Raw genomic sequence first — 22,884 nt, 5'->3', positions numbered from 1 at the left:
GCAGGACCAGCTGCCAGCCATCCGGGTGGACGGCGTGCGAGGATCGAACCCAGCGGATCGGAGAGCCGCCCAGGACGGAAGGAATGAGATCGCCATGAGCGTTCCCGAGCTGCGTAGCGTCGTGCGGCTGGACCGGCAGCCCAGCATCCGGGACACGGTCAAGCGCGCCCTGCGATCCGCCATCATCAGCGGTGACATGCAGCCGGGCCAGGTGTACTCGGCGCCCAGCCTGGGTGACCAGTTCGGCGTCTCGGCTACCCCGGTCCGCGAGGCGATGCTCGACCTCGTGCGCGAGGGGCTGGTGATCGCGGTGCCCAACCGGGGCTTCCGGGTCACCGAGGTGTCAGCCGACGACCTGCGCGAGGTGACCGATCTGCGGTTGTTCCTCGAGCCGCCGGCGATCGAGCGTGCCACCCCGCTGATACCGGAGGAGGACTTCCCCGCGCTGCGCGCGCAGGCCGACGACATCGTCGCCGGTGCGGAGGAGGGCGACCTGGTCCGCTACCTCAACGCCGACAGCGACTTCCATCTGGCTCTGCTGCGCTACGCGGGCAACGCGCGGCTCATCGACCTGATCACCTCGTTGCGGTCGCAGACCCGGCTGTTCGGACTGAGCGCGCTGCTCCAACGCGGTCAGCTGAGGGATTCGGCATCGGAGCACCACGCGATGATCGACGCGATCGAGGCCCGAGACGCCTCTCTGGCGCGGCGCCTGGTGCACAAGCACATCGAGCACGTCCTCACGGACTGGTCGGGCGCGCCGCCGGGGCGCGAGTGAGTCGCCTCACCGCGCCCGCCGCCGGTGTCCGGGACGGGGTCATGCCGAAGCACGGCCCTCACCCGGCGGACGACGAGGCGCTCGGCGACGTACACTCTTCGGCGTGACCCCGTCGAGCTCCCCGCCCGCAGAGCGCACGCGTGCCGTCGGCGTGCGCGACGTCGCCGCGCTCGCCGGGGTCTCCCGGCAGACGGTGTCGCGCGTGCTGAACGAGCATCCGGAGGTCGCCGAGGAGACCCGCGAGCGGGTGCTGTCGGCGATGGCCGAGCTCGGCTACCGCATGAACAACGCCGCGCGGGCCCTGGGCACCCGGCGATCGCGCACCCTGGGCGTGCTGGCCTCGAACGCCGAGCAGTACGGCCCCTCACGCAGCATCGCCGCGATCGAGGCGTCCGCCCGTGCCGCGGGGTACTGGGTCAGCGCGGCGTTCGCCGATGCGGCCGATGCGGATGCCGTTGTCGCCGCCGTCGACCACCTGATCGCCCAGGGCATGGACGGCATCGTGGTGGTCGCCCCGCACGCGCGCACGCTCGAGGCGCTGAACGCCCTGCACATCGACGTGCCCATCGTCACCCTGCACTCCTCGGGGCGCGGCGCACGCGGCCTGTCCGTCGATCAGGCGGCGGGCGCCCGGCTCGCGGTCGCCGAACTGGCGGACGCCGGGCACACCCGCATCGCGCATCTCGCGGGTCCTGCGGACTGGCTCGAGGCCGAGTCGCGCGCCGACGGCTTCGCCGCCGAGCTCGCGGCGCGCGGGCTGGAGCCGGGTCCGGTCATCGAGGGGGACTGGTCGGCGGCATCCGGCTATGCGGCGACCGTCGCGATCATCGACGCCGGCGTCACCGCCGTGTTCTGCGCGAACGACCAGATGGCGCTCGGTCTGCTCGGCGGGCTGCACGAGGCCGGGGTGCGGGTGCCCCGCGACATCAGCGTGGTCGGCTTCGACGACATCCCGGATGCCGCGTATTACTGGCCGCAGCTGACGACCGTGCGGCAGGACTTCGCGGAGCTGGCCCGCCGGGCCGTCGCCGTCGTGATCGCAGAAGCGGGTGCCGCGGCATCCGCCCTCGACCCGGTCGCCCCCGTGCTGGTGCGCCGCGACTCGGTCGCTCCTCCGCGCGCCTGACGACGCGGCGAGCCGCGCACGTGATGTTGACGGCGGCGCGCGAGGGTGTCATGCTGGGCGATGTGACCGGTCACAGTGGCCGATCATCAGATCGATGAGGTGCCCGTGAGCAAGGAAGCCCCCGACTTCAGCCCTGAGCTGCAGGCCGCGATCCAGTCCGTCCGCGAGGACGTCTCCCGTCTGCACGGAGAGCTCGTCCGCTACGGCCTCGTGGTGTGGACCGGGGGGAACATCTCCGGTCGCGTCCGCGTCGGCGATGATCCGAACGCCGACCTATTCGTCATCAAGCCCTCCGGCGTGAGCTACGACGACCTGGCTCCGGACAGCATGATCCTCTGCGACCTGGACGGCGAGGTGATCCCGGGCACTCCCGGCAGCGACCGCTCGCCCTCGAGCGACACGGCCGCGCACGCCTACGTGTACCGGCACATGCCCGAGGTGGGCGGCGTCGTGCACACGCACTCCGACTACGCCGTGGCCTGGGCGGCGCGCGGCGAGGAGATCCCATGCGTGATCACGGCGATGGCCGACGAGTTCGGCGGCCCCATCCCGATCGGACCGTTCGCGATCATCGGAGACGACTCGATCGGTCGCGGGATCGTCGAGACCCTCACCGGGCATCGCTCCCGTGCGGTGCTGATGCAGAACCACGGACCGTTCACGATCGGCGTGAACGCGAAGGATGCCGTGAAGGCCGCGGTCATGGTCGAGGACGTCGCCCGCACCGTGCACCTCGCCCGCGAGGCCGGCCCGCTCATCCCCATCCCGCAGGAGGCCATCGACAGTCTCTACAACCGGTATCAGAACGTGTACGGCCAGAGCGCGGACGCACGCCGATGACCGCCTCGACGGGACACCCGGGTCGCGAGGACATCCTCGCCGGCCGCACCAGCCTGGGCATCGAGCTCGGCTCCACCCGCATCAAGGCCTGCCTGATCGGCTCCTCCGCCGCCGAGGTTCTCGCCACCGGCTCGTTCTCCTGGGAGAACCGGCTGGAGGACGGGTTGTGGACCTACAGCCTGGACGAGGTGTGGACCGGCCTGCAGTCCGCGTTCGCCGACCTGATCGCCGACGTGCACGACCGCTACGGCGTGCGCCCCGACACGTTCGGCGCCATCGGCGTCTCCGCGATGATGCACGGCTACCTGGCCTTCGATGCGGCCGGCGATCTGCTCGCCGCGTTCCGCACCTGGCGCAACACCAACACGGGCCCGGCCGCAGCCGAGCTCACCGAGCTGCTGGGCGTGAACATCCCGCTGCGCTGGTCCGTCGCGCACCTGCGGCAGGCGCAGCTCGACGCCGAGCCGCACGCCGAGGACGTGCGCTTCCTCACCACACTCGCCGGATACGTGCACTGGCGGCTCACCGGGCGCCGGGTGCTGGGCATCGGCGACGCCTCGGGCATGTTCCCGATCGACTCCTCCGCGCGCGACTACGACCAGACGATGATCGCCCGCTACGACGAGCGCGCCGGCGGCGACCTGCGCTCCGTGCTGCCCGAGGTGCTCGTCGCCGGGGAGGACGCCGGGTCCCTCACCGCGGCGGGCGCCGCGCTGCTCGACCCGACCGGAGCACTGCGGCCCGGTATCCCGCTCTGCCCGCCGGAGGGCGACGCGGGCACCGGCATGGTCGCGACCAACGCGGTCGCACCGCGCACCGGCAACGTCAGCGCGGGCACCAGCATCTTCGCGATGGTCGTGCTCGAGCATCCGCTGGCCGAGGTGCACCACGAGCTCGACCTGGTGACGACTCCTGCCGGCGACGCGGTCGCCATGGTGCACTGCAACAACGGCGCCAGCGAACTGGCGGCGTGGGTGGGCATGTTCACCCGGTTCGCCGAGGCGTCCGGCATCCGCGGATCGTCGGATGCCGTCTTCGAGACGCTCTTCCGCGAGGCGCTGGACGGCGAGGCGGATGCAGGCGGACTGCTCGCCTACAACCACCTCGCCGGCGAGCCCCTCGTCGGCCTCGACGCGGGGCGTCCGCTGTTCGTGCGCACGCCCCACAGTCGCTTCACCCTGGCGAACGTCATGCGCGCCCAGCTCTACGGCGTGTTCGGCACGCTCGCACTGGGCATGCAGGTGCTGACCGACGAGGGCGTCGCGCTCGACCGGATGTATGCCCACGGCGGCATGTTCCGCACCGCCGGTGTCGCGCAGCGCTTCCTGGCGGGGGCGCTGGACGCACCCGTGGCGGTCGGCGACACGGCATCCGAGGGTGGGGCGTGGGGCATCGCGGTGCTCGCCGCCTACCTGTCGGCGGCCGGCGAGCAGCCGCTGGACGCCTACCTCGACCAGCACGTCTTCGCGGGGGCATCCCTCTCCGTCATCGACCCCGACCCGGCCGACGTCGCCGGATTCACCATCTACCTCGACCGCTACCGCGCGGGTCTGGCCATCGAGGCCGCCGCCACAGTCTCCATCTAAGGATTGCGTCCATGCCCAAGCTCACCACCTCCCTCGACGGCTACCAGGTCTGGTTCCTCACCGGCAGCCAGCACCTGTACGGACCCGAGACGCTCGCGCAGGTCGCAGATCAGTCGCGTGCCATCTCGGATGCGCTCGACGGCGCCTCCGAGGTGCCCGTCCGCATCGTGTGGAAGCCCGTGCTGACCGACTCCGCCGCCATCAAGAAGGTCATGCTCGAGGCGAACGCCGACGACAGCGTGATCGGCGTCGTCGCGTGGATGCACACCTTCAGCCCTGCCAAGATGTGGATCGCCGGCCTGGACGCCCTGCAGAAGCCGCTCGCCCACCTGCACACCCAGGCGAACGTCGAGCTGCCCTGGGCCGACATCGACTTCGACTTCATGAACCTGAACCAGGCCGCGCACGGCGACCGCGAGTTCGGCTACATCCAGACCCGGCTGAACGTGCCGCGCAAGACCATCGTCGGGCACGCGTCCGACCCGCGCGTGCGCCAGGAGCTCGGCACCTGGCAGCGGGCCGCGGCCGGCCTCGCGGCCTCGCGCAGCCTCAAGCTCGCGCGCTTCGGCGACAACATGCGCTTCGTCGCCGTCACCGAGGGCGACAAGACCGAGGCCGAGCTGCGCCTGGGCGTGCAGGTGAACACCTGGGGCGTGAACGAGCTGGCGGATGCCGTCGCGGCGGCGTCCGAATCCGACATCGACGCTCTGGTAGCCGAGTACGAGGAGCTGTACGAGGTCGTCCCCGAGCTGCGGCGCGGGGGAGAGCGGCACCAGTCACTGCGTGACGGCGCGGCCATCGAGATCGGGCTGCGGTCGTTCCTGGAGGAGGGCGGCTTCGGCGCCTTCACCACCTCGTTCGAGGACCTCGGTGAGCTGAAGCAGCTGCCGGGCCTCGCCGTGCAGCGGCTGATGGCCGAGGGCTACGGCTTCGGCGCCGAGGGCGACTGGAAGACCGCGATCCTGGTGCGCGTCGCCAACGTGATGGGCGCCGGCCTCCCCGGCGGCGCCAGCCTGATGGAGGACTACACCTACGACATGACCCCGGGCGATGAGCTGATCCTGGGTGCGCACATGCTCGAGGTCTCGCCCTCCCTCACCTCGGCCAAGCCGACCCTGGAGATCCATCCGCTCGGCATCGGAGGCAAGGACGACCCGGTGCGCCTGGTCTTCACCGCCGACCCCGGTCCCGCTGTCGTCGTGGCGCTCAGCGACATGCGCGACCGCTTCCGCCTGACCGCGAACGTGGTCGAGAACGTCGAGCCGCGCGCGGCGCTGCCCAAGCTCCCCGTGGGTCGTGCGGTGTGGAAGCCGGCTCCGGACTTCACCACGAGCGCTGCGGCCTGGCTGACCGCCGGTGCCGCGCACCACACCGTGATGTCGACCGCCGTCGGTCTGGAGGCGTTCCGCGACTTCGCCGAGATGGCGCAGATCGAGCTCCTGGTGATCGACGGATCGACCACTCTGCCCGAGTTCCAGAAGACGGTGCGCTGGAACCAGGCGTACTACCGCCTCGCGCAGGGGTTCTGACCCCGCGCCCTGACCCCGCGCCCTGCGCTCCGGACCGGAGCGCAGGGCGCTCAGGCGTCCAGCACCCGCGCGGCCTGGCGCGCGGCGCCCAGTGCCACGTACTCGGCGGGCTCGGGAACCTCGACCGGGATGCCGAGCACGAGCGGGGCGATCTCGCGGACGGCCTGCGACTGCGCGCCGCCGCCGATCAGCAGGGCGCGCTCGATCCGGACGTCCTGCCCGCGCAGGGCGTCGAGGCCGGCGCCGAGTCCCGACAGCATGCCCTCGACGGCTGCGCGCGCGAGGTTCTCGCGGGTCGTGGATGACAGGGTCATGCCGCTGAGCGTGGCGGCGGCGTCCGGCAGATTCGGGGTGCGCTCGCCCTCGAAGTAGGGCTGCAGGGTGAGACCGCCGGCACCGGTGGAGGCGTCCAGCGCCAGCCGGGACAGCTCCTCATGGTCCACGCCGAGCAGCCGGGCGATCGCGTCGAGCACCCGTGCGGCGTTCAGCGTCGCGACCAGGGGGAGGAAGCGTCCGTCGGCGTCCGCGAAGCCGGCGACGGTGCCCGTCTCGTCGTGCACCGCCCGCTCGCTGACCGCGAAGACCGTGCCGCTCGTGCCGATCGACACCACCGCATCCCCCGGACGGGCCCCGACACCGAGCGCCGCCCCGGCGTTGTCGCCCGCGCCGGGGCCGACGCCCCGGCCGGCGGCATCCGTCACCCACTCCGACGCGTCGAGCACCCGCGGCAGCACCGCGTCGTGCCCGAGCGCCGCGACCAGCAGTTCGCGGTCGTACTCGCCGGTCTCGGGATTCCAGTAGCCGGTTCCGCTGGCATCCGACCGATCGGTGACCAGCTCGTCCAGCCGAGGATCTGCAGGGCCGAACCCGCGCAGCCGCCAGGTGAGCCAGTCGTGCGGCAGCGCGACGGCCGCGACCCGCTCGGCGTTGGCGGGCTCCGCGTCGCGCAGCCAGCGCAGCTTGGTGATCGTGAAGGACGCCACGGGCACGAGTCCGGTGCGGTGCGTCAGAGCGGATGCCCCGAACTCGGCGATCAGATCGGATGCTGCGCCCGCGGAACGCGTGTCGTTCCACAGCAGGGCGTCGCGGACCACAGCACCCGAGGAGTCCAGCGCCACCAAGCCGTGCTGCTGCCCGCCGATGGCCCAGGCCTCGACGTCGTCCATGCCGCCGGCATCCGCGATCGCCGCCTGCAGGGCCTCCCACCACGCCTCGGGATCGACCGAGGTCCCGTCCGGGTGCGACGCACGCGCCGTGCGCACGATCGCACCGGAGACGGCATCCACGATCACGACCTTGCAGGACTGCGTCGATGAGTCGACGCCCATCACGAGTGCCATGCGCGGCATCCTCTCATCTCATGCTCCGGTCTCGGCGATCAGGGGCGAGCGGGTCAGCGAGCGCCCATCAGGTGCTCGGATGCCAGCTGCTGGAGCCGCACGAAGCCGAAGCCGCGCGCGCCGAAGTACGCGGAGGGGTCGAAGTCCTCGAACGCGCTCCGGTCGGCGAGGAGGTCGTCGTACGACTCGCCCTCTCCCAGGGTGGGCTGCGACAGCTCGGCGACGCGCGCGGCGGCCAGTGCCTCCTGCACCTCGGGGTCGGCGCGGAACGCGGCGGCCCGCTCCTTCAGCAGCAGGTACATGCGCATGTTGGCGGCGGCGGAGTCCCACACGCCGGCCTCGTCCTCGGTACGGCTGGGCTTGTAGTCGAAGTGCCGCGGGCCGTCGTAGGCCGGGGTGCCTTTCGCGCCGCCGTTCTCGAGCAGGTCCACCAGCGCGAACGCGTTGTGCAGGTCGCCGTGGCCGAACACCAGGTCCTGGTCGTACTTGATGCCGCGCTGCCCGTTCAGATCGATGTGGAACAGCTTGCCGTGGTACAGCGCCTGGGCGATGCCGGCGGCGAAGTTGAGTCCCGCCATCTGCTCGTGACCGACCTCGGGGTTCAGCCCGACCAGCTCGGGGCGCTCCAGCGAGTCGATGAACGCGAGCGCGTGCCCGAGCGTCGGCAGCAGGATGTCTCCGCGGGGCTCGTTGGGCTTGGGCTCGATGGCGAAGCGGATGTCGTAGCCCTTGTCGGTGACGTAGTCGCCGAGCAGGTTCACGGCCTCGCGGTAGCGTTCGAGAGCTGCCCGCACGTCCTTCGCGGAGTCGTACTCGGCGCCCTCGCGGCCGCCCCACATCACGAAGGTCTTCGCGCCCAGCTCGGCGCCCAGATCGAGCTGGCGCAGAACCTTGCGCAGCGCGAAGCGGCGCACCTGGCGGTCGTTCGACGTGAAGCCGCCGTCCTTGAACACCGGGGCGCTGAACAGGTTGGTGGTGACCATCGGCACGATCAGCCCGGTGTCGGCCAGGGCGCCCTTCAGGCGGTCGATCTGGGTCTGCCGCTCGGCATCCGTCGACCCGAACGCGAACAGGTCGTCGTCGTGGAAGGTGAGGCCGTAGGCGCCGAGCTCGGCGAGCTTCTCGACTGCGTGCACGACGTCGAGCTGCGGCCGGGTGGGCCCGCCGAACGGGTCGGCGCCGTTGTAGCCGACTGTCCAGAGTCCGAATGAGAACTTGTCGGCCTTGGTGGGGGTGAGTGACATGGTGATCCGCCTTCAGCGACGTCGATGAAATGTTGTGGATCAGAACATATCAAGTCGATGGTGCGGATGCAACGAATCAGATCCTCGGTGCAGCCGTCGTCTCCCGCACGACGAGTTCGGCCGGCAGGCGCACGTGCTCGTGCGCCTCACCGTCCAGCATCCGCAGCAGCAGGCGCACGGCGACGGCACCCATCTCGGTCAGCGGCTGGCGCACCGTGCTCAGCTGAGGCGCGTGCGCGGCCGCGTCGGGGATGTCGTCGAAGCCGATCACCGAGAGGTCGTCCGGCACGTGCAGGCCGCGCTCGCCCGCCACGCGGATCATCTCAATGGCGGAGAGGTCGTTCGCCGCGAAGACGGCCGTGGGGCGGTCTACGAGATCGAGCAGCGCGTGCGCACCCGCGGTCGAATCCGCCGTGCGGTAGCCGCCGTCGGCGATGAGGGCGGGGTCGAAGCGGATGCCCGCGGCGTCGAGCGCCTCGCGATACCCCTGCTCGCGCTGCTGGGCGGAGACGAGGTCGGTGCGGCCGCGCAGGTGGGCGATGCGGCGATGCCCCAGTGAGATCAGGTGCTCGGTCGCGGCCCGTGCGCCGTCGACGTTGATCACGCTCACCGTCGCGGGCCCGTCCGGGCCGGCGTGCGGGTCGATGGCGACGAGGGGCACCGATGCGTCCGCGGGGGTCGATGTCGGCGTCACGACGATGGCGCCGTCGATCAGGGTTCCGCCCAAGCGGGAGAGCGAGCGTCGCTCCCAGCCGCGGTGCTCGCCTGCCGAGACGCTGCCCGCGTAGGCCAGCACGTCGAAGCGCGTGCCCTGCAGCTCGGTGGAGACCCCGCTCAGCAGCTGCAGCGCGAACGGCTCGAACTCCGCCACCAGCACGCCGATGACGTTGGTGCGCCGACGTCGCATCGACGTCGCCACCAGCGAACTGGCGTACCCCAGCTCGTCGACCACGCTCAGCACGTGCGCCAGCGTCGCGGGCGCGACGCCGTCGCGGCCGTTGATGGCCTTGGAGACGGTGGCGACGGAGACTCCGGCGGCGTGAGCGACATCGTGGATCGTCGTGCGGCGGTTCATCTGTCCAATCTAGTGATGGAAAACGATATCGATAACGATTGACATGATGAATCGAACCTGCCAGAGTGGCCGGAGCACATTCGGTGTAGTCGGCAACAAATGGGGCCGGACCGCGAACTCGAAGAGGAGACACACGGCATGAAGATCGGCAAGGCATGGGTCGCCGCAGCGGCGGCCGTGGCGACGCTGGGGATGCTCGGGCTCACCGGCTGCTCCGGCGGCTCGGACGGAGCCGGCGCTGACGGCGCGACCACGCTCACGATGTGGCACAACTCCACCACGGGTCCCGGCAAGCAGTACTGGGCCGACGCGGCGGCGGCATTCCACGAGGAGAACCCCGACGTGACGATCAAGGTCACGTCGATCCAGAACGAGGACATGGACGGCAAGCTGCAGACCGCCGTCAACTCGGGCGACATGCCCGACATCTTCATGGCGCGCGGCGGCGGCAAGCTCGCCGACATCGTCAACGCGGGCAAGGTGAAGGACCTCACGAAGCTCATCGACCCCGACGTGAAGAAGGCCTTCGGCGACGCCCCGTTCAGCGCCTTCAGCGTCGACGGCAAGGTCTACGGGATGCCGAGCGCGGTGCTCCCCGGCGGCTTCTTCTACAGCAAGGACCTGTTCGCGCAGGCGGGGGTCAGCTCCGAGCCCGCCACGATGGACGAGCTCGAGGCAGCCGTCAGCAAACTGAAGGCGGCAGGCATCGAGCCGATCGCGCTCGGCGCCAAGGCCGCGTGGCCGGCCGCGCACTGGTACTACTTCTTCGCCCTGCGGGCCTGCGGCCAGGACCTGATCGAGAACCTCGCGACCAAGGCCGACTTCTCCGATCCGTGCTGGCTCACAGCGGCCGAGAACCTGCAGGACTTCGCCAGGACGGAGCCGTTCAACAAGGGCTTCCTGACGACCTCCCCGCAGGAGGGAGCGAACTCCTCGGCCGGACTGCTGGCCAACCACAAGGCAGCCATGGAGCTGATGGGCGCGTGGGACGTGGGCGTGATCGCCAGCCTCACCCCCGACGAGAAACCGCTGCCCGACCTGGGCTGGTTCCCCTTCCCCGCGGTGGACGGCGGTGACGGCGGGGCCGGCGCGATGATGGGCGGTGTCGACGGCTACTCCTGCTCGGCCGACTCCCCGGCCGCGTGCGAGAAGTTCCTCAACTTCGTCTCCTCGAAGGAATGGCAGGAGAAGTACGCCGTGGCGTTCCAGACCATCCCGGCGAACCAGGATGCCACCGGAGCGGTCACCGATCCGTCGCTGAAGCCGCTGATGGAGGCATACACGAAGGCCCCCTACGTCGCCCTGTGGCTCGACACCGCCCTCGGGCAGAACGTCGGCAACGCGCTGAACACGAGCGTCGTCGAGATGCTCGCAGGGCAGGGCTCGCCGAAGAAGCTCGTCGACACGGTCACCAAGGCCGAGGCGAGGGGCTGACCGGCTCATGACCGACACCCAGGCACTGCAGCGCACGACGGTGCCTGAGAGGATCGCCGTCTCCGGAGCGGGCCCCGTGCCCGCTCCGGAGCGGCGCTCGCCGCGGCCCGACTGGCGCAAGCGCGGCGAGATCGCGCTCCTCTCGGGACCGGCCCTCATCATGTTCGTCGGCTTCGTCATCCTCCCGGTGGCGATGGCCGCGTTCTACGGCTTCTTCAAGTGGAACGGCTTCGGCTGGCCGACGGAGTTCATCGGCCTCGACAACTACCGCATGATGTGGGAGGACGAGACCTTCCGGCAGGCGGTGCTGCACAACGGCGTCATCGTCGTGCTCTCGCTGCTGCTGCAGGGGCCGGTGGCGATCCTGTTCGCGCTGCTGCTGAACCAGAAGATCCGCGGCAGGTCGATCATCCGCGTGCTGATCTTCGTGCCCTACGTCATCTCCGAGGTCATCGTCGGCATCGGCTGGAGCCTGATGCTGCAGGACGCCGGCGCTCTGAACTCCCTCCTGGAGAAGTGGGGGCTCGGCTTCCTGCAGCAGTCCTGGATCGCCGATCCCTCGATCGCGATGGGCTCGCTGATGATCATCATCACCTGGAAGTACCTCGGCTTCGCGGTGATCCTCATGCTCGCCGGCATGCAGTCGATCCCGGAGGAGCTGTACGAGGCCGCCGCGATCGACGGCGCCGGCTTCTGGAAGATCCAGTGGAGCATCACGGTGCCCCTGCTGGGGCCGACCATCCGGATCTGGGCGTTCCTGTCCATCATCGGCTCGCTGCAGCTGTTCGACCTGGTCAACATCATCTGGGGTCAGTACATCGCCGCAACCGCCGGCACCTCCACGATGGCGACCTACATGTACCAGAACGGCCATCTGGCCGGCAGCTACGGATACGGCAACGCCGTCGCGGTGATGCTCTTCCTGATCACCCTGATCGTGGCTCTCGTCTATCAGCGCTTCGTGCTGCGTCGTGACACCGAGGGTGCGCTGACCGGCGACGGCGGAAGGAGGCGCAAGTGAGCGCCGAGACCCTGAACACCCGCGTCGCCATCCGGGCGATCTCCCCGAAGGGCCGCCGCACGCGCGACGCCGACGTGAAGTGGGGGAGCCCCGCGGTCTACCTGGTCGCGCTGGTGCTGATCACGATCTGCATCACGCCGGTGCTGTACGTGATCATCGGCGGATTCCGCACCAACTCGCAGATCACGCTCGACCCCTCCGGGTTCCCTTCCCCGTGGCAGCTCGGCAACTACGGCGACGTGCTGGCCAGCTCGGAGTTCTGGACGGCCATGCTGAACTCCACGATCTCCGCCGCCGGGACCACGGCCGGTGCGGTCGTGCTCGGCGTGATGGCGAGCTACGTGCTCGCCCGCTACGAGTTCGCGGGCCGCGGCGTGATGTACGCGCTGTTCGCGGCCGGCCTGATGTTCCCGGTGACGGTGGCCATCACGCCGCTGTACATCCTGATCCGCAACCTGGGGCTGGTGAACAGCCTGGCCGGGATCATCCTGCCGCAGATCGCGTTCGCGCTGCCGACGACGATCATCATCCTCGTGCCGTTCCTGCGCGCCATCCCGAAGGAGCTCGAGGAGGCCGCGTCCATCGACGGCGCGTCGCGTCTGGGCTTCTTCTGGCGGATGGTGGTGCCGCTCAGCCTTCCCGGTGTGATCACCGTCGGCATCCTGGCGTTCGTGGGCGCCTGGAACGGGTACATGCTGCCGCTGTTCATCCTCAACGACCAGAGCCTGTTCACCCTGCCGCTGGGCGTGCAGAACTTCGCGTCGCAGTACTCGGTGGACACCGCGCGCGTGCTGGCGTACACCTCGCTGTCGATGCTGCCCGCGCTGGTCTTCTTCAGCATGTTCGAGCGCCGCATCGTCGGCGGACTGACCGGAGCGGTGAAGGGCTGAGGGATGCTGCAGGAGACTGATGTGACCACCTACGCACCGGAGGGTGCGGTGACGATCCCCGCCTTCCCCGCCGCCTCGCCGCGGGTGAGTGCGCTGCTGGCCGAGATGACCCTGGAGGAGAAGGTCGCGCAACTGGTGGGCTACTGGCTCGACCAGGGCGGCGAGGTCGTCGCCCCGATGCAGAACGAGATGGGCGCGACGCGCGAGACCGGAGTGCCCGCCGAGATCACCCGGCACGGGATCGGGCACTACACCCGCGTCTACGGCACGCGTCCGGTCGATCCGGCGGAGCGCGCGGCATGGCTGTGGCAGGAGCAGCGCCGGCTCAAGGGCGAGACCCGGCTCGGCATCCCCGCGCTCGTGCACGAGGAGTGCCTCACGGGGCTGGCGGCCTGGAAGGCGGCGACCTTTCCCACGCCGCTGGCCTGGGGTGCGTCCTTCGACCCCGAGCTGGTCGCGGACATGGGTGCGCTCGTCGGGGAGTCGATGCGCAGCCTCGGCATCCATCAGGGCCTCGCCCCGGTGCTCGATGTCGTGCGAGACCCGCGGTGGGGACGCGTCGACGAGTGCATCGGCGAGGATCCGTACCTGGTCGGCACCGTCGGTGCGGCCTATGTGCGAGGACTGCAGTCCGCGGGCGTGCACGCCACGCTGAAGCACTTCCTGGGCTACTCCGGCTCCCGGGCCGGCCGCAACCACGCGCCGGTCTCGGCCGGCCCCAGGGAGGTCGCCGACGTGTTCCTCCCGCCGTTCGAGATGGCGATCCGGGACGGCGGAGCGCGTGGCGTGATGAACAGCTACGCCGAGATCGACGGGGTGCCCGTGGCATCCGACCCGGCGCTGCTGACCGGACTGCTGCGGGAGCGGCTCGGCTTCGACGGTGTCGTGGTGGCCGACTACTTCGCCGTGGCGTTCCTCGAGATCATGCACGCGGTGGCCGCGGATCGCGGTGAGGCCGCGCAGCTGGCCCTGACCGCCGGCATCGATGTCGAGCTCCCCTCCGGCGATGCGTACCTGACGCCGCTGGTCGAGCGCGTGCGCGCGGGGCTGCTCGATGAGGCCTACCTGGATCGCGCCGTGATCCGGGTGCTGCTGCAGAAGGAGCAGCTCGGGCTGCTCGACGCCGACGCGTTCGATGAGGATCCGCCCGCACAGGTCGACCTCGACACCCCTCGGCATCGCGCGGTGGCCCGCCGGCTGGCGGCGGAGTCGCTCGTGCTGCTCGGCAACGACGGCATCCTGCCGCTGCGCGGTCCGCGTCGCATCGCCCTGGTCGGGCCGAACGCCGACCGCACGGCCGCACTGCAGGGATGCTATTCGTTCGCCAACCATGTGCTGGCGCATCACCCCGGCCACGACCTCGGTTTCCGCATCCCGACCGTCCGCGAGGCGCTGACGGCGGCGCTTCCCGATGCCGAGCTCGTGCACGTCGGGGGTTGCGAGGTCGAGGGCGAGGACCGGTCCGGTTTCGATACGGCGGTCGCCGCGGCGGCGGATGCCGATGTCGCCGTGGTCGTCGTCGGCGATCAGGCCGGGCTGTTCGGCCGCGGCACGGTCGGCGAGGGCAACGACGTGGACTCGCTCGACCTTCCGGGTGTGCAGCGTGAACTGGTCGAGGCCCTGGTCGCCACGGGGACGCCCGTCGTGATGGTGCTCGTCACGGGGCGGCCCTATGCCATCGACTGGGCGCTGGACGGCGACGGTGCGCGCCCGGCGGCCGTGCTGCAGGCGTTCTTCCCGGGCGAGGCCGGTGGCGAGGCGATCGCCGACGTCCTCACCGGCGCGATCGCGCCGTCGGGACGGATGCCGGTGAGCCTGCCGCGCTCGTCCGGAGCGCAGCCGTACAGCTACCTGCATCCGATCCTCGGCGGGCCGTCGGACGTGACCTCCACGGACCCGGCGCCGCTGCGGCCGTTCGGTTTCGGCCTGTCCTACACGACCTTCGCCTACGACGACCTGCAGGTGTCGGGGGAGGCCCGCACGGACGGCCGGTTCATGGCATCCGTGCTGGTGCGCAACACCGGCGACGTGTCCGCGACCGAGGTCGTGCAGCTCTACGGTCGAGATCCCGTCGCGAGCGTGACCAGGCCCGTCGCGCAGCTGCTCGGCTATGCGCGCGTGGACCTCGCACCGGGCGAGAGCAGGCGGGTGCGGTTCGACGTGCCGGCCGCGCGTCTCGCGTTCAGCGATCGCCGCCTCGTGCGGGTGGTCGAGCCGGGCGAGGTGCGGGTGTGGGCGGCGTCGCATGCCGAGGCGCAGGCGCCGGTGTCGGATCTGAGCGGGGCCACCGCGGGCGCGATCTCCAACGAGCGGCCCCGTACGAAGCGCACGCTGCCCGGCGCTGCCACAGCGCCCGCGACGGTGCTGCTCACCGGCGCCGTGCACGAGGTCACCGGGGAGGACGCCCGCCTGGTGGAAGTCTCCGTCGAGTGACGAGCGGGCCGCGCGGCGAGGCGCGCATGACCGACTCGGCACATGGACGGATGGCGCACACCGGGATCGGTAGCCTGGGACGATGAGCGAACGCGCGACGACCGTGGAGGGGGTGCGGCGCACCAATCTCGGCGAGGTGCTGCGTCTCGTGCACCACGGGGGACCGCGCTCCCGCGCCGTGATCACGGCAGAGACGGGGCTGAACCGGTCGACCGTGTCCGACCTGGTCTCCCGGCTCGCGGCGGCGGGCCTCGTGCGGGAGCACGATCCCGATCCCACGCGTCGCGTCGGCCGCCCGTCGCCCATCGTCGCGCCGAGCCCCGACGTCGTCGCGATCGGCGTGAACCCCGAGATCGACGCGATCGAGATCGGTGCGGTGTCCCTCGGCGGCAGTGTGCGACTGCGCGAGCGCGTTCCGGCGTCGAACCCCGACGTCGCCGAGGTGGTCGAGGTCGTCGCCCGGGTGGTCGCGGCCTGGAGGGCGGATGGCCTGAAGGACTGCCGCATCGTGGGAGCGGGCGTCGCTGTGCCCGGCCTGGTGCGGGCGGAGGACGGACTGGTGCGCTTCGCGCCTCACCTGGACTGGCACGACGCCGACATCGCGGGTCCGCTCGCGGAGGCGCTGGGCCTGACCGTCGTGGTCGGCAACGACGCCTCGTACGGCGCCAGGGCCGAGCGCCTGTTCGGCGCCGCCCGCGAGCACGGCGATGTGGTCTACCTCAACGGCGGTGCGAGCGGCATCGGCGGAGGGCTCGTGCTGCACGGGCAGCTCATCGGCGGCGAAGGCGGGTACGCCGGGGAGTGGGGGCAGACCGCCGCGAGCCTGACGGATGCCGCCGACCGGCGGGTCGAGGGCGGCGTGCTCGAGGACGAGGTCAACCGCGCGCGGCTCGTGCGGGCCACCGGCCTGACCGCCCCCGACGACGCGGAGCTGGAGCGGGCTCTCACGACATCCGATGACGCCAGGGTCGAGTCCGCCAGGCAGCGCCGCATCCTCGCCGCCACCCTGGGCAACGCGGTCAACGTGCTCAACCCGTCGATCATCGTGCTCGGCGGGTTCCTCGGCAGCCTTCGCGAGATCGATCGCGAGGGGTTCGACGACGAGGTGCGCGCCCGCGCGCTCGCCGCCTCCGCGGAGCATCTGGAGCTGGCATCCGCGGCTCTCGGGGCCGACCGCCTGCTGATCGGCGCGGCGGACGCCGCCCTGCAGCGACTGCTGTCCGACCCGCTCGGCTGAGTCGTCACGAGAACTGAGCCGTCAAGAGAACTGAGCCGTCATGATCACGAGGAGGCGCCGGTGAGCGCGGAACGCAACTGGGCTGGGAACATCGGCTACCGGGGTGCCGTGGCGCATCCGTCGACCGTCGACGAGGCGCACGCCCTGGTCACGGCGGGCGGGAAGGTGCGCGTGCTGGGCACGCGGCACTGCTTCAACGACATCGCCGACACCACCGGCACGCTCGTCGCCCTGGGCCGGATGCCCGTGGTCTTCGAGATCAGCCCGGAACGCGACGCGGTGCGGGTGTCCGGCGGGCTGCGCTACGGCGACATCGCGCCGCGTCTCGAGGCCGAGGGGCTGGCGCTGGCGAACCTCGCCTCCCTCCCGCACATCTCCGTCGCCGGCGCCGTGGCCACCGGCACGCACGGCTCCGGCGATGCGATCGGATCGCTCGCCGCGGCGGTGCGCGAACTGCTGCTGCTGACGGCATCCGGCGAACTGCTGCACCTGCACCGCGGCGACCCGCGGTTCGCCGGCGCGGTGGTCGGGATCGGCGCACTGGGGGTCGTGCTCGAGCTCGTCCTCGACGTCGAGCCGACGTACGCGGTCGCGCAGCGCGTGCACGAGCGCCCGGGCTGGGATGCGATCCTGGACGACCTCGACGCGGTGACCTCGGCGGGCACCAGCGTGAGCATCTTCACCACCTGGCAGCGCACCGACCACGCCGACCAGCTGTGGATCAAGCAGCGCGGCGCCGACGATCTGGCCGGTGACATCCCCGCACGGCTGGGCGCCGCAGCCGCGCAGGTGAAGCGGCATCCGATCCTCGGGGTCGATCCCGAGGCGTGCACCGACCAGGGCGGCGAGCCCGGTGCGTGGTACCAGCGCCTGCCGCACTTCAAGCTGGAGTTCACGCCCTCCGCGGGTGCCGAGCTGCAGAGCGAGTATCTGATGCCGCGCCGTGACGCCGTGGCGGCGCTGGAGTCGGTCCGCGGGCTCGCCGACCGGATCGCCCCGCTGCTGCTGGTGAGCGAGGTCCGCACAGTCGCGGCTGACGATCTGTGGCTGAGTTCCGCCTACGGCACGGATGCCGTGGGCATCCACTTCACCTGGCGCCAGGACGAGACGGCCGTGCGGGCACTGCTGCCGGCGATCGAGGCCGCGCTCCCGGCGTCCGCCCGGCCCCACTGGGGCAAGATCTTCACACTGGACGGAGCCGAGGTGCAGCGCCGCTACGCTCGGTGGGACGACTTCGCGGCGCTGCGCGCCGAACTCGATCCGGAACGCCGGTTCGTGAACGACTACCTGGAGAGGCTGGGACTGTGACCGATCCCCGTTCCGGACGACAGCTGACCATCACCGCGCGCGGATATCGTGCCGAGATCGCCAGCATCGGGGCGACCCTGCGGGCCCTGACCTTCGAGGGCCGCGACCTGGTGATCCCGTTCGACGCCGACGAGGTGCGGCCCGCGCACCGCGGCGCCACGCTCGCCCCCTGGCCGAACCGCATCGTCGACGGCCGGTACGCGTTCGACGGCGCCACGTATCAGCTGGCGCTGACGGAGCCGGCCCGCAGCCACGCCCTGCACGGGCTGGTCACCTGGCTCGACTTCGCGGTGCGCGAGATCGCCGACGATCGGGTCGTGCTCGCCGCCGTGATCCAGCCGCAGGCCGGCTACCCGTTCCGCGTCGAGGTCCAGGTCGAGTACTCCGTGGACGCCACCGGCCTGCACCAGCGCGTCACGGGCCGCAACCTCGGGGCGGATGCCGCTCCCTGGGGCACCGGACCGCACCCGTACCTCACGGCCGGCGACGAGCACGTCGACGACACGGAACTGCTGCTGCCGGCATCCGAGGTGCTCACGGTCACCGCCGATCGGCTCAGCCCGGTCGCCCTCGAGCCGGTCGACGCGCATCCGGAGTGGGACTTCCGCGCCCCGCGCCGCATCGGTGACACGTTCATCGACCACGCCTTCACCGGCCTCCAGCGCGATGCGCGCGGTGCCTCCGCCGTACGGCTTCGCGGCGCGTCCGGCGCCGGTGTCGAGATGGTGTGGGACGCCGGATGCCCGTGGGTCCAGGTGCATACGGCCGATCTCCCGGACCCTGTCGCCAGCCGGCGCGGCCTCGCCGTCGAGCCGATGACCTGCCCTCCCGACGCCTTCAACTCCGGCACCGACCTGATCGTGCTCGAGCCCGGCGCCGCGCATACCGCGGGCTGGAGCATCCGGGCGCTCTGATCGCGGTCTGCTGCTGACGCGTCGGCGATGGCCGGAACCAGGCCCGTCGCACCCGCGAGGCGTCATGATGGACGTATGAGCAGCGAAGCCGTCGTCGTCGATGTCATCCGCACCCCGGTGGGGCGCGGCAAGCCGGGAGGGGCGCTGTCGGGCGTGCATCCGGTGGATCTCGCCGCGGGGATGCTGCAGAGCATCCTGGAGCGCAACGGCCTGGAGTCCGGGCAGATCGACGACGTGATGCTGGGCTGCGTGAGCCAGGTCGGCGACCAGGCCATGAACATCGCCCGGCAGGCCGTGCTGGCCGCGGGGTTCGACGAGCACATCCCCGGCACGACGATCGACCGGCAGTGCGGGTCCAGTCAGCAGGCCGTGCACTTCGCCGCCGCGGGCATCGCCGCCGGCGAGAACGACATCGTGATCGTCGGGGGAGTGGAGTCCATGAGCCGGGTGCCGCTCGGCTCCTCGGCATCCGGCGGTTCGCCGATGTCGCCGCGGCTCAGCGCCCGGTACCCGCAGGGACTGGTCAACCAGGGCGTGAGCGCCGAGCTGATCGCACAGCGCTGGGGCTTCGACCGCGCCGCGCTCGACACCTTCGCCGCCGAGTCGCACGCTCGCGCGGCGCAGGCGTGGCGGGACGGCTTCTTCGACCGCACGGTCGTGGCCGTGCCCGAGGCGCCCGACGCCCTCACGGACGAGACCGTCCGCGAGGGGACGACGGTCGAGAGGCTCGCCGGGCTGCCGGCATCCTTCCGCACGGATGCCTATGCCGAGCGCTTCCCCGATGTCGAATGGAGCATCACACCGGGAAACTCCTCGCCGCTCACCGACGGGGCATCCGCCGCGCTGATGATGAGCGCCGACCGCGCCGAGCAGCTCGGACTCACACCCCGCGCCCGGTTCCGCGCGTTCGACGTGATCGGCGACGACCCGCTGTTCATGCTCACCGGGCCCATCCCCGCCACTCGGCGGGTGCTCGAGCGGGCAGGTCTCGGCATCGAGGATCTCGATGCCTATGAGGTCAACGAGGCGTTCGCCTCCGTGCCGCTGGCCTGGGCGGCCGAGCTGGGCGCGGACCCGGCGAAGCTCAACCCCCGCGGCGGTGCGATCGCCCTCGGCCATGCGCTCGGTTCATCCGGCACGCGCCTGCTCGGCACCCTGCTCGACCACCTCGAGGCCACCGGCGGGCGCCTCGGCCTGCAGACGATGTGCGAGGGCGGCGGCATGGCCAACGCCCTCATCCTGGAGCGCCTCTGACCAGGCCTGTCGGGGCGCCCCTCAGCGGGGCGGCTCCGGTCAGCCGCGTCGCTCGGTCAGGTGCACGGTCACGAGGTCGCCGGTCGTCCGTCCGATCCTCTTGCGGATCGCGGCCGTGATCGGCAGCTTGTGCGTGCCGTCGCCCAGGGCCATGAAGGAGCCCTGGAACGGCTCGCCGTCCACGGTTCCGCTGACCCGGACGAGCCCACGGGTACCGAAGAAGTCGGCTGAGCCGTCCAGCTGCACATAGGTCCAGCCGCCGCGCGCGGCGCTGGTCACGAGGGGAGCGGTGAACGTCACGTCCAGCGGTCCCGGAGTCTTCCCGTCCATGATCGACATTCCTTTCTCAGGGTCAGTGCAGGAGTCCGATGACGACGGCGATCAGCAGCAGCTTGAGCAGCCAGTCTCCGGCGTGCAGCACGGCCGTCGGGATCGGCGCGCGATCCCAGCCGACGGAGCCGGTGAGCAGCACCACGGGGAACGCCACCCACAGCACCACCGCGAGCAGCAGCGCGCCGGGCAGGGCGAGGAGGGATGCGGCGCCTGCGATCCACGCGAAACCGGAGGCGAGGACGAAGGTGCGCACCAGTTCGGCGATCACCTTCAGCGGCCCCGGCCGTCCGCGTTCGACCGCGCGATCCCCGGCGGCTCGGCGTTCGAACGGCGTGCCGACCGCGTAGTAGACGGAACTGAGGATGAAGGCCGCCACGGTTGCGACGGCGATTCCGATCCAGATCATCAGGCCTCCTTTAAGTACTGAGCAGTACGATATCTCCCAAATTTCGTACTGTCTAGTACTATTTGAGAATGGCCATGGCATCCGAACAAGCAGTCCGACCGCGTCGCCGGGGGCGCCCCGGCGGACTCGAGGGCACGGATCTCCTGTCCGTCGCGCGTGACATTCTGCTGCGCGAAGGCTACGCCGCCACCACCATGGACGCGATCGCCGCCGCCGCGAGGATCTCCAAGCAGACGCTGTACCGCAGCCATGCCTCGAAGCAGGAGCTCTTCGCGGCCGTCGTCACGGACTGGGTCGAACGCGGTCAGAACGCGATGCGTCCGCATCTCGACCGGCTGCGGAGCACCGAAGACGTCGAGCAGGCGCTTCTCGACCTCGCCGGCATCCTGCACGCTGCCGTCCTGAGTCCGCCCGTCGTGCAGATGCGCAGCCTCGTCATCGCGGAAGCCGAACGGTTCCCGGAGATCGCCGCGGAGTACGTGGAGCGCAGCTGGGAGCGCAATGAGGCACTCCTCGCGGAGGTCTTCGCGGACCTCGCTCGTCGAGGACTCCTCGAGACCGGAGATGCCGGAACGGCGGCGCAGCAGTTCACCTGGCTCGTGCTGGGGGCGCCGCTGGACCGGATCACGCTGACCGCCGGTGCGTCCCGATTCTCGGAGGAGCAGCTGGCCACCATCGCCGGCGATGCCGTTGCGACCTTCCTGGCGCGCTGGAGGCCCGCGCGCCCGGCCCGCAGGCGGGTTTGACCTTCCCCCGGGGGCAGGGCGGAACCTGAGCCGGTCGGCGAGAGTCGCCGATGCGATGAGAGGGATGATGGACCGCATGCAGCTCATGTCGATCGGCGACTTCGCCCGTGCCGCCGGGCTCAGCCCCAAGGCGCTGCGCATCTACGACGACCTGGACCTGCTGCGCCCGGCCGAGGTGGATGAGCGCACCGGATACCGGTACTACGCACCGGACCAGCTCGAACCGGCACGCCTGATCGCGGCCCTGCGCCGCGTGGGCATGCCGCTGGAGCGCATCCGAACCGCCCTCGAGCTGCCACCGGTCGCCGTCGCGGCCGAGGTCACCTCGTTCTGGCGGCAGGCCGAGGCCGACGTGCGCTCGCGCCGGGTCCAGGTGTCCGCCCTCGTCGCAGACCTACGATCGAAGGAGAGCATCATGACGACGACACGAACACCCCGGACCCTGGTGGCGCACGCCATCAGGCAGGGCGCCCGCGACGACCAGCTGGATGCCGTGCACATCGGCGATGCGCTGTGGGCGGTCGCCGACGGCTTCGGCGGCGCACCCTCGGTGGCCGGCGACCTCGTCCGCCTGCTGGCGGCCGAGCCCGAGCCTGTCGGCGCCGAGCGCTGGGACGAGCTCGCCGCCGAGTGCGCCGACGGCGTCGGCGACGAGGAGCGCGGCAGCACGTTCACCGCCATCGCGCTGAAGGGTGACGTCGCGACCATCGCGCACCTCGGCGACTCGCGTGCCTGGCTGCGGCGCGACGGCGTGCTGCGTCAGCTGACCACCGACCACAGCGAGGTCTCGGTGCTCGTCGAGGACGGCCGGCTCTCCGAGGAGGAGGCGCGGCTGCACCCGCGTCGCGCCGTGCTCAATCGGGCGCTCGCGGCGGGGCTGCCCTCCGCGCCTGATGTGGTGGGCGTCACGGTGCAGCGCGGCGATCGCCTCGTGCTGACCACCGACGGCGTGCACGCCCTGTTCTCCGCATCCGACTTCGCCGCCCTGCTGGACGCGGAGGATCCGGACGCGGCGGTCACCGCCGTCGAGCGTGCGGTGGCGGATGCCGGCGAGCCGGACAACGACACGATCGTCGTGGTCGACATCCACGGCTGAGGCCACTGAGCTCCACCGCAGAGAGAGACCCCCGCCGACCCGATTCGGCGGGGGTCTCGCGGTCCGAGACCGCGGCGGGAGCGAGGCTCACCGCGGCGCGGCAGTGGTCGGCACCCTGATCCGGTCAAGCCGTTCGGCCGCGCAGAGACAGTTGTACGCGGACGACGTGTCCAGCAGGTGAACGGGGCCGGAATTGTCCGGTGCAGCGCTGCGCAGGTTGTGGAAGCGCTTACGATTTGGCTGTCAACTGCGCACTCATGCTGAGTATTGGTAACTGGAAGCGCTTGCAGTCGG

General features: G+C 71.0%; 20 protein-coding genes. 15 read left to right on the top strand and 5 right to left on the bottom strand.

Annotation, left to right across the window (positions count from 1 at the left end; translation table 11 throughout):
• The first annotated feature begins 94 nt into the window (after positions 1–94).
• The 5 genes from MIAR_RS15465 to araA all read left to right on the top strand — a co-directional run bounded on the left by MIAR_RS15465 (position 95) and on the right by araA (position 5,859).
• Positions 95–778, top strand: coding sequence for a GntR family transcriptional regulator (locus MIAR_RS15465; RefSeq protein WP_285637758.1), 684 nt, complete (start codon positions 95–97; stop codon positions 776–778).
• 103 nt (positions 779–881) lie between these two features.
• Positions 882–1,904, top strand: a complete 1,023-nt coding sequence (locus MIAR_RS15460) for a LacI family DNA-binding transcriptional regulator (protein WP_285637756.1) — start codon at positions 882–884, stop codon at positions 1,902–1,904.
• Between the two features lie 105 nt (positions 1,905–2,009).
• Positions 2,010–2,744, top strand: a complete 735-nt coding sequence (locus MIAR_RS15455; RefSeq protein ID WP_285637754.1) for an L-ribulose-5-phosphate 4-epimerase — start codon at positions 2,010–2,012, stop codon at positions 2,742–2,744.
• Positions 2,741–4,330 carry a xylulokinase gene (locus tag MIAR_RS15450; protein ID WP_285637752.1) on the top strand — a complete coding sequence of 530 codons (1,590 nt, stop codon included), beginning with the start codon at positions 2,741–2,743 and terminating at the stop codon, positions 4,328–4,330. The genes MIAR_RS15455 and MIAR_RS15450 overlap by 4 nt, the downstream gene beginning before the upstream one ends.
• Positions 4,331–4,341: 11 nt before the next feature.
• On the top strand, positions 4,342–5,859 hold the full coding sequence (gene araA, locus MIAR_RS15445) for an L-arabinose isomerase (RefSeq protein WP_285637750.1): 1,518 nt from the start codon (positions 4,342–4,344) through the stop codon (positions 5,857–5,859).
• A gap of 50 nt (positions 5,860–5,909) precedes the next feature.
• On the opposite strand, the gene xylB is transcribed toward araA, so the two are convergent.
• The 3 genes from xylB to MIAR_RS15430 form a co-directional block, all read right to left on the bottom strand.
• Positions 5,910–7,199, bottom strand: coding sequence for a xylulokinase (xylB, locus tag MIAR_RS15440; protein WP_285637748.1), 1,290 nt, complete (start codon positions 7,197–7,199; stop codon positions 5,910–5,912).
• Positions 7,200–7,252: 53 nt separating this feature from the next.
• Positions 7,253–8,443 (bottom strand): xylose isomerase, encoded by a 1,191-nt coding sequence (xylA, locus tag MIAR_RS15435; protein ID WP_285637746.1) that lies wholly within the window; start codon positions 8,441–8,443, stop codon positions 7,253–7,255.
• A 76-nt stretch (positions 8,444–8,519) separates the two neighbouring features.
• Positions 8,520–9,518, bottom strand: a complete 999-nt coding sequence (locus MIAR_RS15430; protein WP_285637744.1) for a LacI family DNA-binding transcriptional regulator — start codon at positions 9,516–9,518, stop codon at positions 8,520–8,522.
• A gap of 138 nt (positions 9,519–9,656) precedes the next feature.
• On the opposite strand from MIAR_RS15430, the gene MIAR_RS15425 reads away from it, so the two are divergent.
• The 8 genes from MIAR_RS15425 to MIAR_RS15390 all read left to right on the top strand — a co-directional run bounded on the left by MIAR_RS15425 (position 9,657) and on the right by MIAR_RS15390 (position 20,009).
• Positions 9,657–10,952 carry an extracellular solute-binding protein gene (locus MIAR_RS15425; RefSeq protein WP_285637742.1) on the top strand — a complete coding sequence of 432 codons (1,296 nt, stop codon included), beginning with the start codon at positions 9,657–9,659 and terminating at the stop codon, positions 10,950–10,952.
• Between the two features lie 7 nt (positions 10,953–10,959).
• Positions 10,960–11,973 carry a carbohydrate ABC transporter permease gene (locus MIAR_RS15420; RefSeq protein ID WP_285637740.1) on the top strand — a complete coding sequence of 338 codons (1,014 nt, stop codon included), beginning with the start codon at positions 10,960–10,962 and terminating at the stop codon, positions 11,971–11,973.
• Entirely contained in the window at positions 11,970–12,863 is an 894-nt protein-coding gene (locus MIAR_RS15415; protein ID WP_425561608.1) for a carbohydrate ABC transporter permease, read from the top strand. The genes MIAR_RS15420 and MIAR_RS15415 overlap by 4 nt, the downstream gene beginning before the upstream one ends.
• A gap of 3 nt (positions 12,864–12,866) precedes the next feature.
• Positions 12,867–15,296, top strand: a complete 2,430-nt coding sequence (locus MIAR_RS15410; protein ID WP_425561607.1) for a beta-xylosidase/alpha-l-arabinosidase — start codon at positions 12,867–12,869, stop codon at positions 15,294–15,296.
• 82 nt (positions 15,297–15,378) lie between these two features.
• A complete protein-coding gene (locus MIAR_RS15405; RefSeq protein ID WP_285637736.1) occupies positions 15,379–16,533 on the top strand; it encodes an ROK family transcriptional regulator in 1,155 nt (384 codons plus the stop codon).
• Between the two features lie 60 nt (positions 16,534–16,593).
• The gene (locus tag MIAR_RS15400) at positions 16,594–17,841 is read left to right on the top strand and encodes a D-arabinono-1,4-lactone oxidase (protein ID WP_285637735.1); all 1,248 of its coding nucleotides are present in this window, start codon (positions 16,594–16,596) and stop codon (positions 17,839–17,841) included.
• The gene (locus MIAR_RS15395; protein ID WP_285637734.1) at positions 17,838–18,755 is read left to right on the top strand and encodes an aldose-1-epimerase; all 918 of its coding nucleotides are present in this window, start codon (positions 17,838–17,840) and stop codon (positions 18,753–18,755) included. The genes MIAR_RS15400 and MIAR_RS15395 overlap by 4 nt, the downstream gene beginning before the upstream one ends.
• A 75-nt stretch (positions 18,756–18,830) precedes the next feature.
• On the top strand, positions 18,831–20,009 hold the full coding sequence (locus MIAR_RS15390; protein ID WP_285637732.1) for a thiolase family protein: 1,179 nt from the start codon (positions 18,831–18,833) through the stop codon (positions 20,007–20,009).
• Between the two features lie 39 nt (positions 20,010–20,048).
• Here MIAR_RS15390 and MIAR_RS15385 read toward each other — a convergent pair whose 3' ends face one another.
• Both MIAR_RS15385 and MIAR_RS15380 read right to left on the bottom strand, forming a co-directional pair.
• Positions 20,049–20,339 carry a DUF1905 domain-containing protein gene (locus tag MIAR_RS15385; RefSeq protein ID WP_285637731.1) on the bottom strand — a complete coding sequence of 97 codons (291 nt, stop codon included), beginning with the start codon at positions 20,337–20,339 and terminating at the stop codon, positions 20,049–20,051.
• Positions 20,340–20,361: 22 nt separating this feature from the next.
• Complete coding sequence (locus MIAR_RS15380; RefSeq protein ID WP_285637730.1) at positions 20,362–20,748, bottom strand: DUF1761 domain-containing protein; 387 nt, start codon at positions 20,746–20,748, stop codon at positions 20,362–20,364.
• 74 nt (positions 20,749–20,822) lie between these two features.
• Here MIAR_RS15380 and MIAR_RS15375 point away from each other — a divergent pair, with 74 nt between their 5' ends.
• Complete coding sequence (locus tag MIAR_RS15375; protein WP_285637729.1) at positions 20,823–21,494, top strand: TetR/AcrR family transcriptional regulator; 672 nt, start codon at positions 20,823–20,825, stop codon at positions 21,492–21,494.
• Between the two features lie 67 nt (positions 21,495–21,561).
• On the top strand, positions 21,562–22,590 hold the full coding sequence (locus MIAR_RS15370; RefSeq protein ID WP_285637728.1) for a MerR family transcriptional regulator: 1,029 nt from the start codon (positions 21,562–21,564) through the stop codon (positions 22,588–22,590).
• Positions 22,591–22,884 lie beyond the last annotated feature (294 nt).

The organism is Microbacterium arabinogalactanolyticum (assembly GCF_030268005.1).
Lineage (GTDB): Bacteria > Actinomycetota > Actinomycetes > Actinomycetales > Microbacteriaceae > Microbacterium > Microbacterium arabinogalactanolyticum.
The sequence above is the reverse complement of the archived record's forward strand: the minus strand, read 5'-3'. Positions and strand labels throughout refer to the sequence as shown.